At 70.7% G+C, this 12,835-nt stretch carries 13 protein-coding genes; 3 read left to right on the top strand and 10 right to left on the bottom strand.

Annotated elements, in window-relative coordinates; translation table 11 throughout:
• The 6 genes from mqnE to O1G22_RS17825 form a co-directional block, all read right to left on the bottom strand.
• The gene (mqnE, locus tag O1G22_RS17800) at positions 1-1,164 is read right to left on the bottom strand and encodes an aminofutalosine synthase MqnE (protein WP_225100543.1); all 1,164 of its coding nucleotides are present in this window, start codon (positions 1,162-1,164) and stop codon (positions 1-3) included.
• A gap of 38 nt (positions 1,165-1,202) precedes the next feature.
• The gene (locus tag O1G22_RS17805) at positions 1,203-1,658 is read right to left on the bottom strand and encodes an Lrp/AsnC family transcriptional regulator (RefSeq protein ID WP_153539471.1); all 456 of its coding nucleotides are present in this window, start codon (positions 1,656-1,658) and stop codon (positions 1,203-1,205) included.
• 53 nt (positions 1,659-1,711) lie between these two features.
• Positions 1,712-2,362 (bottom strand): UbiX family flavin prenyltransferase, encoded by a 651-nt coding sequence (locus O1G22_RS17810; protein WP_270082242.1) that lies wholly within the window; start codon positions 2,360-2,362, stop codon positions 1,712-1,714.
• 125 nt (positions 2,363-2,487) lie between these two features.
• Positions 2,488-3,384: a menaquinone biosynthesis prenyltransferase MqnP gene (gene mqnP, locus O1G22_RS17815; protein WP_270082243.1), complete on the bottom strand. Its 897-nt coding sequence runs from the start codon at positions 3,382-3,384 to the stop codon at positions 2,488-2,490.
• Complete coding sequence (locus O1G22_RS17820) at positions 3,381-4,832, bottom strand: menaquinone biosynthesis decarboxylase (RefSeq protein WP_270082244.1); 1,452 nt, start codon at positions 4,830-4,832, stop codon at positions 3,381-3,383. Before O1G22_RS17820 ends, mqnP begins: the two co-directional genes overlap by 4 nt.
• Before the next feature lie 68 nt (positions 4,833-4,900).
• The gene (locus O1G22_RS17825; protein WP_270082245.1) at positions 4,901-5,434 is read right to left on the bottom strand and encodes a hypothetical protein; all 534 of its coding nucleotides are present in this window, start codon (positions 5,432-5,434) and stop codon (positions 4,901-4,903) included.
• 280 nt (positions 5,435-5,714) lie between these two features.
• Between O1G22_RS17825 and O1G22_RS17830 the strand changes: the two genes are divergently transcribed.
• Complete coding sequence (locus O1G22_RS17830) at positions 5,715-6,002, top strand: PLD nuclease N-terminal domain-containing protein (RefSeq protein WP_270082246.1); 288 nt, start codon at positions 5,715-5,717, stop codon at positions 6,000-6,002.
• Positions 6,003-6,016: 14 nt separating this feature from the next.
• On the opposite strand, the gene O1G22_RS17835 is transcribed toward O1G22_RS17830, so the two are convergent.
• Genes O1G22_RS17835 through O1G22_RS17845 form a run of 3 tightly spaced genes read right to left on the bottom strand, consistent with a single transcriptional unit; the run spans position 6,017 to position 9,658 of the window.
• A complete protein-coding gene (locus O1G22_RS17835) occupies positions 6,017-6,802 on the bottom strand; it encodes a hypothetical protein (protein WP_270082247.1) in 786 nt (261 codons plus the stop codon).
• Positions 6,789-8,384, bottom strand: a complete 1,596-nt coding sequence (locus tag O1G22_RS17840; RefSeq protein ID WP_270082248.1) for a vWA domain-containing protein — start codon at positions 8,382-8,384, stop codon at positions 6,789-6,791. The genes O1G22_RS17835 and O1G22_RS17840 overlap by 14 nt, the downstream gene beginning before the upstream one ends.
• Complete coding sequence (locus O1G22_RS17845) at positions 8,381-9,658, bottom strand: hypothetical protein (RefSeq protein WP_270082249.1); 1,278 nt, start codon at positions 9,656-9,658, stop codon at positions 8,381-8,383. The genes O1G22_RS17840 and O1G22_RS17845 overlap by 4 nt, the downstream gene beginning before the upstream one ends.
• Positions 9,659-9,888: 230 nt before the next feature.
• On the opposite strand from O1G22_RS17845, the gene O1G22_RS17850 reads away from it, so the two are divergent.
• Positions 9,889-10,578, top strand: a complete 690-nt coding sequence (locus O1G22_RS17850) for a DUF6232 family protein (RefSeq protein ID WP_270082250.1) — start codon at positions 9,889-9,891, stop codon at positions 10,576-10,578.
• Entirely contained in the window at positions 10,575-10,919 is a 345-nt protein-coding gene (locus O1G22_RS17855) for a hypothetical protein (protein ID WP_270082251.1), read from the top strand. Before O1G22_RS17850 ends, O1G22_RS17855 begins: the two co-directional genes overlap by 4 nt.
• Before the next feature lie 21 nt (positions 10,920-10,940).
• Here O1G22_RS17855 and O1G22_RS17860 read toward each other — a convergent pair whose 3' ends face one another.
• Positions 10,941-12,827 (bottom strand): serine/threonine-protein kinase, encoded by a 1,887-nt coding sequence (locus O1G22_RS17860; RefSeq protein ID WP_270082252.1) that lies wholly within the window; start codon positions 12,825-12,827, stop codon positions 10,941-10,943.
• Positions 12,828-12,835 lie beyond the last annotated feature (8 nt).

A 12,835-nucleotide genomic window follows, 5' to 3' on the forward strand; every position in this document is an offset into this window, starting at 1 on the left:
TCACACCCGCATCGGCTGCGGGGAGTCCCGGCGGGCCGGGTCCGGGCCGTCGTACTCGCGGATGATCTCGTAGCGCGTGTTGCGCTCCACCGGGCGGAAGCCGGCGTCCCGGATCAGCTCCAGCAGATCCTCGCGGGTCAGCTTGTTCGGGGTGCCGAAGTTGTCCGCGTCATGCGTGATCTTGTACTCGACGACCGAGCCGTCCATGTCGTCCGCGCCGTGCTGGAGCGCCAGCTGGGCGGTCTGCACGCCGTGCATCACCCAGAAGACCTTCACGTGCGGGACGTTGTCGAAGAGCAGCCGGGAGACGGCGAAGGTCTTCAGGGCCTCGGCGCCGGTCGCCATCTGGGTGCGGGCCTGAAGCCGGTTGCGTACCTTCCCGTCCTTCATGTCCACGAAGTCGTGCTGGTAGCGCAGCGGGATGAAGACCTGGAAGCCGTTCGTCTCGTCCTGGAGCTCGCGCAGGCGCAGGACGTGGTCGACGCGGTGCCGGGGCTCCTCGATGTGGCCGTACAGCATGGTGCACGGGGTCTTCAGACCCTTCTCGTGCGCCAGGCGGTGGATCCGGGACCAGTCCTCCCAGTGGGTGCGGTGGTCCACGATGTGCTGCCGGACCTCCCAGTCGAAGATCTCCGCGCCGCCGCCGGTCAGCGACTCCAGACCGGCGTCGATCAGCTCGTCCAGGATCTCGGAGGCCGACAGCCCGCTGATCGTCTCGAAGTGGTGGATCTCCGTGGCCGTGAAGGCCTTCAGCGAGACGTGCGGCAGGGCGGCCTTCAGCTCGCGCAGCGAGCGCGGGTAGTACCGCCACGGCAGGTTCGGGTGGAGGCCGTTGACGATGTGCAGCTCGGTGAGGTTCTCCGACTCCATCGCCTTGGCGAGCTTGACGGCCTCCTCGATGCGCATCGTGTACGCGTCCTTCTCGCCCGGCTTGCGCTGGAACGAGCAGTAGGCGCAGGAGGCCGTGCACACGTTGGTCATGTTGAGGTGCCGGTTGACGTTGAAGTGGACGACGTCACCGTTCTTGCGGGTCCGCACCTCGTGCGCGAGACCGCCGAGCCAGGCCAGGTCGTCCGACTCGTACAGCGCGATGCCGTCCTCGCGGGTCAGCCGCTCACCGGAACGGACCTTCTCCTCCAGCTCGCGCTTGAGCCCGACGTCCATGCCCACACCTTTCCTCGACAGCTCGCCCCACGGTATCCCTAGACCTCTTCCGGAAGTTCCCCGACCCGGTTCTCCCACTTGGTGGACAGCACGATGGTGGTACGGGTCCGCGAGACGCCCTTGGTCCCGCTGAGCCGGCGGATGATCCGCTCCAGGCCGTCCACGTCGGCCGCCCGCACCTTGAGCATGTAGGAGTCGTCGCCGGCGATGAACCAGCAGTCCTCGATCTCCGGCAGGTCCCGCAGCCGCTGGGCGACGTCCTCGTGGTCGGCTGCGTCGGACAGCGAGATGCCGATCAGCGCGGTGACACCGAGGCCGAGCGAGGCCGCGTTCACCGTGGCGCGGTAGCCGGTGATGACACCGGCCGCCTCCAGCCGGTTGATGCGGTCGGTGACGCTGGGTCCCGACAGGCCGACGAGGCGCCCCAGCTCCGCGTACGAGGCCCGGCCGTTCTCCCTCAGGGCCTGGATGAGCTGCCTGTCCACCGCGTCCATGCGATCGAAGCCTTCCGGTGCAGAGTTCCGAAGTTGATGAGAGATGGGTACCGCTAGTCGGCTGCCGCGCCGCCGCCCAGCTCGCCCCGCCACCGCCGGTACAGGCCGTGCCCGACGCCCGCCGCGTCCAGCACCCGCCCGGCGACGAAGTCCACCAGGTCCTGGATGTGGGTGGCGCCCGCGTAGAAGGCGGGCGAGGCCGGTACGACGGTGGCGCCGGCGTCGTCCAGCGCGACGAGGTGACGCAGCGTCTGGCCGTTCAGCGGAGCCTCCCGTACGGCCACGACCAGCGTGCGGCGCTCCTTGAGGGTGACGCTCGCCGTGCGCTGGAGGAGGTCCTTGGACAGCCCGAGCGCCACACCCGCCACGCAGGCGGTGGAGGCGGGCACGATGAGCATGCCCTTCGCGGGGTACGACCCCGAGGACGGCCCGGCCGCGAGGTCCCCCGCGCTCCAGTACCGCACCCCACCGAGGTCCACGTCGAAGGTGTGGGGCTTGCCGTCGGCCCCCCGGCCCAGCCATTCCCGCAGGTCGTCCTGCCAGTGGGCGTCCCGGAACGAGATCCCCGTCTCGTCCAGCAGGGTGAGCCGCGAGGCCCGGCTGACCACCAGGTCCACCGCCTCCCCCGCCCCCAGCAGCGCACGCAGCACCGCCGCCGCATAGGGCGTCCCGGAAGCTCCGGACACCCCCACGATCCAAGGCACGCGCTGCGTTTCTCCTGCGTTCACACCTTGAGCGTACCGGTGGGTCGGGCATGCCTCAGGCCGGGTGGGGCGCCGGTGAGCTCGCCGGGCCGGGCATGCGGACGGCGCACACGGCCCTGGGCGGGTCAGACGGACAGACCCCGCACCAGGAGGTCGAGCAGGGCACACACGAACAGGGCAATGCCGATGAAGCCGTTGACCGAGAAGAACGCCCTGTTGAGGCGGGACAGGTCGTGCGGGCGGACGATGCGGTGCTCGTAGCCGAACGCGCCCGCGACGATCACCAGGCCCAGCCAGAAGAAGGCGCCGGCGTGCGTGGCCACGCCGTACCAGACGAACAGGGCCGTCGTCACCGCGTGGCAGGCCCGCGCACCCCAGATCGCGGCCGGGATGCCGAAGCGCGCCGGGACCGACATGACGCCGATCTCGCGGTCGGTCTCGACGTCCTGGCAGGCGTAGATCAGGTCGAAACCGCCGATCCAGATGCCCACGGCCAGGCCGAGGATCACCGCGTCCCAGGACCAGGAACCGGAGATGGCCAGCCAGCCGCCCACCGGGCCCATCGCCTGGGCGAGGCCCAGGATGGCCTGCGGGAAGTTCGTGAAGCGTTTGCCGTACGGGTAGACCACCATCGGGATCACCGCGACCGGGGCCAGCGCCAGGCACAGGGGGTTCAGGAGAGCCGCCGCGCCCAGGAAGATCACCAGCGCGATCAGGGCGCCCGTCCAGGCGTGGCGGACCGACATCGCGCCGGTCACCAGCTCGCGGTGGGCCGTGCGCGGGTTCCGGGCGTCGATCTCGCGGTCGATGATCCGGTTGACCGCCATCGCGAACGTGCGCAGGCCGACCATGCAGATCGTGACCAGCAGCAGCCGGGCCCAGTGGATGTTCCTGTCCCACTGGTACATCGCGGTCAGGGAGGCGATGTAGGCGAAGGGCAGCGCGAAGATCGAGTGCTCGATCATCACCAGGCGCAGGAAGGCCCGCGTACGTCCCGGCGGCTGGATAGCGGCGGTGGTCACAATCCGTATTCCTTCCAGCGGCGGTCCACCAGGGCCGCCGTATCGGGGTCGGACAGGACCATGTCCGGCCAGCCTCCGTCCCGTGTGTAGCCCTCCTCCGGCCACTTCTTCGTGGCGTCGATGCCCGCCTTGCCACCCCAGAACTGCTGGTAGGAGGCATGGTCGAGGTGGTCGACGGGGCCTTCGACGACCGTGAGGTCACGGGCGTAGTCGGTGTTGCCCAGGGCCCGCCAGGCGACCTCGTGCAGATCGTGCACGTCGCAGTCGGAGTCCACGATCACGATCAGCTTGGTGAGGGACATCATGTGCGCCCCCCAGATCGCGTGCATCACCTTCTGCGCGTGCTTCGGGTACTTCTTGTCGATCGAGACGATCGCGCAGTTGTGGAAGCCGCCGGCCTCGGGCAGGTGGTAGTCCACGATGTCCGGGACGATGATCTTCAGGAGGGGCAGGAAGAAACGCTCCGTCGCCCGGCCCAGCGGGCCGTCCTCCGTCGGCGGCCGGCCCACCACGATCGACTGGAGCAGCGGGCGCTTCCGCATCGTCACGCAGTCGATCGTCAGCGCCGGGAACGGCTCCTGCGGGGTGTAGAAGCCGGTGTGGTCGCCGAAGGGCCCCTCGGGCAGCATCTCGCCGGGCTCCAGCCAGCCCTCCAGCACGACCTCGGCGTTCGCCGGCACCTGGAGCGGGACCGTCTTGCAGTCGACCATCTCGATCCGCTTGCCCGCGATGAACCCGGCGAAGAGGTATTCGTCGATGTCACCGGGGAGCGGGGCGGTGGAGGCGTACGTCACGGCGGGCGGGCACCCGAAGGCGATGGCGACGGGCAGCCGCTCGCCCCTCCGCGCCGCCACCTGGTAGTGGTTCCGGCTGTCCTTGTGGATCTGCCAGTGCATGCCGATGGTGCGCTTGTCGTGGCGCTGGAGGCGGTACAGCCCGAGGTTGCGGATGCCCGTCTCCGGGTCCTTGGTGTGGGTGAGCCCCAGGTTGAAGAAGGAGCCGCCGTCCTTGGGCCAGGTGAACAGCGCCGGGAGCCGGTCGAGGTCGACCTCGTCCCCGCGCAGCACGACCTCCTGGACCGGGGCCTCCTTGATCTTCTTCGGCGGGACGTGCGCCATCGCGCCGAGCTTCCCGAAGGCCTCGCGCACCCCGACGAAGCCGTGCGGCAGCTCGGGCCGCAGCAGCCCGCCGATCTTCTCGGAGATCTCGCCGTACGACTTCAGGCCCAGCGCCTTCAGCAGGCGGCGGTCGGTGCCGAACACGTTCATCGCGAGGGGCATCGCCGAGCCCTTCACGTTCTCGAAGAGCAGGGCCGGTCCGCCGGACTTCTGCACCCGGTCGACGATCTCCCCGACTTCCAGGTAGGGATCGACCTCGGCCTTGATGCGCTTGAGGTCTCCCTCGCGCTCCAGCGCCCGGAGCAGGGAGCGAAGATCGTCGTAAGCCATGTGCCCAAGTATCGCCGACGTACCCCTTTGTCCATGCGCCCACCCCTGCCCGGCCGGGGCCCGGCCGCTCACCTGCTGTCGAGCATCGGCACACGGTGTTCGCCGGCCGAGCACTCCCATGCCGGTGCGTCATCGGCGGACACGGGGTGGAACCCGATCCGGTGGACCGGGCACACGGGCCACACCGTCCGGTAGCGGGCCATGACGTAGTCCTGCACCGCCTCGGCGGTCTCCACGGCGACGTCCGGCTCGCGGATCGCGCGGATCACGCTGTCGCCCACCTGCGTCAGCCCGGTCGGCTCACGGTCGTCCGGCGGGGAGGAGCAGAGCGCCTCTGCGACGGCGAGACCGGTCTCCCGTCTCGCCTGCCCGATGAAAAGGCGCATATAACGCTCCGCCAGCTCGATCCGCCGCCGCTGCACCAGCGGAGCGAGGTGTTCGGCGGGCAGTTCTCCGTTGTCCGTGAAGATTTTCCCCAGGAATTCCAGAAAGTCGTTCGAACCGCGCGTCTCACCGAGCCCGAGCCACAGCTCGTCGCACACCGCTCGCGCCCATGCCAGGAAAGCCCGGTCGGTGCGGGGATCGAACTCTTCGGCGGCCATGAGGTACTGCGCTCCTTCACAAGAGGCCGGGGGCCGGCCGCCGCTGTGCGTCGTTCTTGCCGCCCAGAGTCGCGATCCCCTCCCGAGTGATCATGACGGTGTCACCGGGGTCGAGGCGGCCGGTGAAGACTGAGCATGTGAACCACCCGCGCCACGGCGTCTGTCGGTATGTCAAGACCCCGGCGCGGCCGCCGCAGTGATCATGTTCACTCCCCCGCGGTCACCGGCTACCCTGGCCCGGTCACCGGGACCGGGTCACGTGTGGGGAGTTCGTACGAGCATGCTCAGATATCTGCCGTTCCTGCTGGTCCTGGCGCTGTGGATCTACGCCTTCGTGGACTGTCTGAACACCCCCGAGGCAGACGTGCGCCATCTGCCGAAGGTGGTGTGGGTGATCGTCATCCTGCTCTTCGGTGAGGTGCTGGTCGGACCGGTGGCCTGGCTGATCACCGGCAAGGTCCGGCAGCCGGCCCCGGCGGGCGGCGCCGTACCCGGACAGTGGGTCGCCCCCGACGACAACCCCGAGTTCCTCAAGTCATTGAACAGGGACGACCCCGAGAAGGGCTGAACCCGCACCGGAGTTCACTGGAAGACGGCCACGGGGTACTGGAGCACGACCTCGCGGGTGTCGGGGCGCCACGTCGTCACCTTGCCCAGGCAGTGGGCCTGGAACTGGCCCTCCGGCAACTGCCGCCCCGGGGAGCGCAGCCCGTCGACGCGCAGGACGACCCGCAGGTGCGCGGTGTGCGCGCCGTCGCCGTAGGGGGCCCGCATCACCAGCGTGTCGCCCAGCGAGTCCTGGGCCTCGAACCGGCCGGTGACCATGACGAACTCACCGATCTCGCTGAGGACCACCTCACCGGCGACCCCGGTCCCGGCGCCCCCGCCCCCGCTCCCGCTCCCGAGAAGGGCGCGGTTCGGCGTGACCGTGCCGGGCTCGTCCCGCCGCAGCCGCACCCGGACGAGCCCGTCCCCCCGCCGCAGGACGGACAGCAGCAGGCCGATCACCGAGATCGGCTCGCTCTCCTCGACGTACTTGGCGACGATCTCGGTGGTTCTGTCCCCGGTGAGCTGGAACATCAGCGACAGCAGCGGGATCGACGCCAGACACCCGGTGTTGCGCACGTTCCGTACCTCGACCTCCCTGCGCAGCGCCGACCGGTAGTTGCCCAGCTTGAACACGTCCAGGACCGCGTCGTTGTCCAGGTACAGCGGAAGGTAGTGAGGATCCTCGGGTGCCTTCCTGAGCCGCGTGAGGGCCCGCCGTACGACGAGCACGCCCAGCACGAGCAGGCCGGCGAAGGCCACCAGCCACCAGACCATCGCGCCCCACCAGGCGCTCCACCAGGTGCCGTCAAGAACAGCCACGGATCTCCTTGAACGCGGTGGACAGGGACTGTGCGCGGGCGTCGACCATGCGGCCGCCGGTCACCGAGGCGACCTGGCGCAGTTCGGCCGCGTCGGAGTCGCCGAAGTGGACGGGGTACGTGGCCACGGCGCGGACGTCGGCGGGCCGGGCCCGGTAGCGGCTGACGAAGGTCGCGCGGTCGATGCCCGCGTTGTTCTCGCCGTCGGTCATCAGCACGATGGACACCGCCCGTCCCGGGTCGTCGCGCAGGGCCTTCTCGGCGGTGGCGTACCCCTGGTCCAGGGCGGACCAGACGGCGGTGGCGCCGTCGTAGCCGCCGTCGGCGACGAAGTCCGTGAGGGACGTGAGGTCGGCGCCGCCGCGCACGGTGACCGTGCGTTGGTCCAGCGGGCGCCCGCCGAAGCGGATCACGGTCAGCCGCTCGCCCTGGTAGAAGCGGACGAACTTGCCGGTGGCGGAGGAGTCCGCCCCGCTGAGCCCCGCGAACGCGGCCCGCAGCGCGGTCGTACGGGAGCCGCGCATGGAGTCGGAGGAGTCCAGCAGGAAGATCACCTGGTCGGCGACGCGCCGCCGGGGGTCGCCGTAGTCGGCGAGCAGCCGGTCGAGGACGGCCGGGTCGTCCGGGAAGTACAGGGCGTTGTCCAGGGGGGCGGTGAGCCGGGGGTCGCGGGTGACGGAGGTGCTGACCGGGCGGCGCAGCGTGCGCCGCATGATCTCCCACTGGTGGTCGGCGGCGGTCAGCCACGTCACCACGCGGTCGTAGGCGTCCCGGCGGCGCTGGTCGAGCAGGAGCAGCGGATAGTCGGACAGCACCATGCCGTCGGCGGGGTGGACGATCTCCAGGGGCTGCTTCAGCCGGCCGGAGGCGTTCAGGGTGAGCAGTTCGGACTCGTAGGTGATCAGGGCGTTGGTACGGCCCGGGTGGCTCGCGAAGTCGTCCAGCAGGGCGTGGGAGCTCTCGGCGGTCAGGGTCTGCCCGGAGCGGAAGCCGCGCAGCCGGTCGCAGCTGACGTCCTCGGTGCGCAGTGCGCTGCCCGTGCCGGCCGCGGCGGTGGCGACGCCGACCAGTGCGGCGAGCCCGCTGTTGCTGTGCCGGGGGTCGGCCATGCCGAAGCGTACGGTGCCGGTGGCGGCGGCGTCGGCGAGGTCCGCCCAGGACAGGCGTCCGCCGGGCGCCTCGGCGCGCAGCGTGCGGGCCACGTCCTGGGTGAGGCCGACGACGACCGGGGAACGCATCGTCGACGTGCTCTGCACGACGGTGGCCGGGTGGCTCCCGGTGGCGGCCTGCTTGGCCTTCAGGCGGAAGTAGCGGTCGGAGGAGAGCCAGGCCAGGTCGTAGGAGTGGCGGCCGGTCAGCAGGGTGTCGCCGGCGTCGTTGGTCGGCCGGTAGTCCATGTCGAGGCGGACCCCGGTGTCCTGCCGGAGCCGGTCCAGCAGGGGCTCCATGTCGGCGAGTTCGTCGCTGGCCAGGACGTGCAGGGTGGTGTCCGGGCCGCCGCCCCCGCCGGAGCAGGAGACGAGACCGCCGAGCGCGGCGAGCAGGACCAGGCACAGGGCGGCCCGCAGCCCGCGGGCCCTCATGGCGCCTCCCCGCCGGACGTCGCCGACCGGTCCACGGGGGCGCAGTCGCCGACGGTCTCGATCATCTTCTCCAGCAGGTCGAGCCGGGGCAGCACCGCCTTGGTGTCGTCGTCCGACAGGACGGGCGCCTGGATGTGGTGGTCGGTGAGGAACCGGGTCAGCGCGTCGCTGGTGGCGGAGGCGCCCTCGGCGTCCCGGACCCGGAAGCCCAGCTCCATCGCCCGCTGCTGCAGCGCCGGGTCCGTGCTGATCAGGTCGCCGAGCCGGTCGCCGGCCGGGGTCAGCGCGATGAGCTGCGGCTCGGTGACGAACCGCACGGACGGGTAGAGCAGCACGCGCTCGTCGTCGAGGTGCCCGGTGTCGGCCTGGGTGTCGATCTGGTGGGCCAGGAACTGGTGCTCGTAGATCACCGCGATCGGCGCGATGCTCTTGCCCTCGGCGGAGACATAGGTCTCGTTCTTCTCGGAGGACGGCATGCCCTGGTCGTTGAGGAGGAGCCTTATCCGATCGGCGAACTGTGCCGCCTCGGCCGGACTCTGCGGGATGTTGTCGTGGTTCCACACGTAGGAGACAAGGCCCAGATAGGTGCCGGCGGAGTTGGCCTCGCAGATGTCGGAGGTCTGGGCGAGCACCTTGTTGCCGTTGTGGATGCCGTGCCGGTCGATGCCGAGCCTGTCCCAGCGGCGGCCGTCGGCGGTGGCCTGCAGGAACTTCTGCATGTTCAGCGAGTAGTAGAGCGGCTTCGCCCCGGCGGGCACCCCCGGTAACGGGGTCGCGATCCCGGCGTCCTGGAGCGTGTCGGCGTACTCGCGGTAGGTGCCGAGCACGATCGGGCTGACGAACGGGCGGTACGTCGTCGCCGGGTGGCCCTCGGCCGCGCGCTTCCTGGTGATCAGGTCGGCCGCCGGCTGCCCGGAGGGGAACACGACGTCGTAGCCGTCGTAGCTCTGCGCGGCGATCCCCCGTGAGCCCATGCGGGTGATGTGCACGCGGAAGCCGTGCCGGACGAGCAGCCGCTGGACCTCGGGATCCTCGAAGTAGTCGGCCTTCGAGGCCATCTTCGCCTCGATCGTGACGATGTGGGTGAAGGGCAGGCCGACATGGCCCTGGGCGAGGACGACGATCGCGCACAGGGCGGTGACCGCGGCAACGGCGCGCGGGATCCAGCGGCGCACCGCGGAGCCCGGCGAGGGCGCGACCGCGGGCGCCCCGACCCGCAGCCGGGGCTCGCTGGTCGAACGCGGTCTTCCGGTCTCGGCTCTGTCTGTGTCCACCCGTGTCTCCTGCGTCAGCCGGGACAGGATCGTCCGCGCACCGGACGATGCCCGGCGGAACGCCCGGCCAACGCCGGACGAAAGGAATGTGAAGATGACTCCCCATCAATTTCACTCGGCAGGACCGCACTTCGCTGTTCATAACGGCTTGCCACCCCCGAACCGACCTGTTGTTAATGGTCATCACTGAGCTACGAGCCACCGATTTGACCTCTGGGGGACGAAGACACATGCAGAACGGCCAGCCACCGGGGCCCCCGGCGCACGATCCACCGGCCGCGCCGACCGCCCCGCCGCCCGCTGCCCCGCCCACCGCACCCCCCGCACCGGCCCAGGCGCCGTACATGCCGGACGTACCCGCACCGCCCCGGCAGCCGGCCCCCGTCAGCGTCGAGCTGCGGGTCACCAAGCGGATCCTGTGGATCGGCGCGGCGGTGTATCCGCTGCACAACATCGCCCGCGTCTACACCTTCCTCATGCGTCCCAAGCGCAGAGAGGCCGTGATGCGGTTCCTGCGGTACACGGCCGGGTTGCTGATCACCGGGTTCGTCGTCATGCTGCCGGGCCTGCCCGTCCTCGCACTGAGCGGCGGGCAGAGCGGCGGCGGCTACATCGGGTTCATCTGGCTCGTCGGCATCGCCGCCGAGATCTTCTTCATCGTCGACCTGTGCTCGGTGCTGTTCGCCCCCAACCACTACGTCCTCGCGGTCGAGACCTCGGGCGCGTCCACCGCCCTGGTGACCAGTCGGGACCCGCAGTACCTGGACCAGCTCGTCGGCCAGATCTCCTACGCCATCGATCACCCGGACACCGAGTTCAAGGTGCTGGTGGAGAGCCTGCACTTCTCGCCCAGGAACTACTACTTCGGCGACAACGTCAACATGTACGGCGGCAGCGGAAACGTGGGGATCGGCGCATGAGCAACTACTACTACGGCGACAACGTCAACATGTACGGCGGCCAGGGCAACCAGGGCATCGTCAGGAACTACGGTGCCGCCGGCGCCGGGCAGGACCCGGCCCTGGCCGCGGCCCTCGCCGAACTGAACCGGCTCATCACCGAGTTGCGTACGCAGGTGACCGCACCCGACGCCCAGCTGCTGGACGACCACCTGCCCGCCCTCACCCCCGACGCCGCCGTACCGGCGCAAGCGCGGCGGGGCGCGCTGATGGCGATCGCCGGGATCGCGAACACCGTCGGCACGGTCGGCCAGCCGGTGGCCGAGGCGGTGCGCGCGATCATCGGGATGATCAGCGGGTAGCGGCCGTCACGGCGTCGGGGATCACGTCCTCGCCCAGCTCTGCGAGGACGCCCCCGACTGGCACGTCTGCTCGTTCACCCCGCCGCCGAAGGCGAGGTCGAGGCAGCCGCCGTCCATGACCGTGGCCAGGTGGTTGCCGGAGCCCGTCGTCCAGCGCAGATTGCTGCCGCCCTGCGAGCAGTCGCCGACGAAGACGGCCTGGCCGTTGCCGTTGGCGCTCAGGCAGGCGCCGGTGGAGACGTTGACGACCTTGACGCTGCCGCCGGCGGCGCTGCGGAAGGTCCAGCGGGCGGTGGAGTCCGAGCAGGAGCCGAGGCCGGTGGAGCCGTAGACCTGGGTCAGGCACTTGCCGTTCTCGCCGTTCTGCAGGTGGAAGGAGCCGGATCCAGTGCTTCCGCTTCCACCGGACGAGCTGCCCGTGCCGCCGGATCCTCCGGAGGTACCGGAGCCGCCGGAGGTGCCGGAGCCGCCGGAGGTACTGGAGCCTCCCGAGCTGCCGGAACCGGAACCGGAACCGGAGTCGCTGCCGCCGCCGCTCCCGCCGCTCCCGGTGCCGGATCCTCCGGTGGAGCCGTCCGTCTGCTGCTGGTTCCGGCCCGTCTTCGAGTCGTCCTTGCCGCCCTTGTCGTCCTTCTTCTTGTCGCTCGCCGGGGAGGCCGAGCCCTTCCCGCTCGGTGTGGACGATCCGGAGGGACTCGCCGAGGAGGCGCCGGGGCCGGGATCGGCCGGGGCGGAGACGGAGGCGCCCGGGGTGCCCGCGGCGCCGTTGCCACGGGCGTCGGTGGTGAAGGGGACCAGTTGGAAGGCGACAGTCGCCACTGCGGCGCCGACGACGATCGGTACGACGGCCAGGATCACGCGCTTGCGCCGCCGCTCCCGCTCGGGCCGCTGCCGCGCCTCCGGCCGGACCACGACCTCGGGCTCCTCTTCAGCGCTGGTGGGCTCAGGAGCGTCCCCCTCGTCCGCCCCCGCCTCCGCCTCCGCCTCCGGCACGTCCGCCGCGAACTCCGCCCGAGACGTGAGGTGTGCGGTGACGGCGGCGGGCCAGAGCGGGGAGCCGGAGTCGGTGGGAACGTGGGCGGCGGTCAGCTCGGCCAGCTCCGCCGCGGTCGGACGGCCCTCGGGGTCCTTGTCCAGGCAGGAGGCGACGACCGCGGCCAATTCCCGGTCGGATGCCCGCAGTTCGTCCAGGTCGGGCTGCTCGTGCACGATCCGGTACAGCACGCCGTGCCCGGACTCGTCGCCGAACGGCGGGCGGCCGGACCCCGCGTACGCCACCACGGACCCGAGCGCGAAGATGTCGACGGCGCCGGTCAACCGCCGTGCGCCGGAGGCCTGTTCGGGTGACATGTAGGCGGGGGTGCCGACGACCATGCCGGTCCGGGTCAGCTGGGACTGCTCGGCGGCGCGGGCGACGCCGAAGTCGATGAGGGTGACACCGTCGAGGGTCAGCATGACGTTGGACGGCTTGACGTCCCGGTGCACCATGTCCAGCGCGTGCACCGCCGCCAGCCCGGTCGCCGCGCGGTGCAGCAGCAGCCAGAGGGACTCGGCCGGAAGTGGTCCGCCGTGCGCCTCGACGGCCTCGCGCAGGGTCAGCCCGGGTACGTACGCGGTGGCGAACCACGGCGGCAGGGCGTCCCGGTCGCCGGCGAGCAGCGGCGCGGTGGCACCGGCGGGCAGCCGGGAGAGGTTGTCCAGTTCGTGTCCGAAGCGGCGGACGAAGTCCTTGTCCTCGCCGACGACGGACGGCAGGACCTGCTTGACGGCGGCGTACCGCCCCTGGTGCACACCGAGATAGACCCGCCCCATGCCGCCGGAGCCGAGGCGTCCGACCAGCGGGATCGGCCCGATCCGCCGCGGGTCGTCGTCCTGGAGCGGCTCGACTCCGCAGTGTTCCCCGTTCAAATCGTTCC

The organism is Streptomyces camelliae (assembly GCF_027625935.1).
Lineage (GTDB): Bacteria > Actinomycetota > Actinomycetes > Streptomycetales > Streptomycetaceae > Streptomyces > Streptomyces camelliae.

Excerpts from the sequence above, each read along its gene's own strand:
- O1G22_RS17805 (WP_153539471.1), bottom strand. The coding sequence starts at position 1,658 with ATGGACGCGGTGGACAGGCAGCTCATCCAGGCCCTGAGGGAGAACGGC.
- O1G22_RS17850 (WP_270082250.1), top strand. The coding sequence starts at position 9,889 with ATGCAGAACGGCCAGCCACCGGGGCCCCCGGCGCACGATCCACCGGCC.
- O1G22_RS17820 (WP_270082244.1), bottom strand. The coding sequence starts at position 4,832 with ATGGCTTACGACGATCTTCGCTCCCTGCTCCGGGCGCTGGAGCGCGAG.
- O1G22_RS17840 (WP_270082248.1), bottom strand. The coding sequence starts at position 8,384 with ATGAGGGCCCGCGGGCTGCGGGCCGCCCTGTGCCTGGTCCTGCTCGCC.
- O1G22_RS17830 (WP_270082246.1), top strand. The coding sequence starts at position 5,715 with ATGCTCAGATATCTGCCGTTCCTGCTGGTCCTGGCGCTGTGGATCTAC.
- O1G22_RS17825 (WP_270082245.1), bottom strand. The coding sequence starts at position 5,434 with ATGGCCGCCGAAGAGTTCGATCCCCGCACCGACCGGGCTTTCCTGGCA.
- O1G22_RS17855 (WP_270082251.1), top strand. The coding sequence starts at position 10,575 with ATGAGCAACTACTACTACGGCGACAACGTCAACATGTACGGCGGCCAG.
- mqnE (WP_225100543.1), bottom strand. The coding sequence starts at position 1,164 with ATGGACGTCGGGCTCAAGCGCGAGCTGGAGGAGAAGGTCCGTTCCGGT.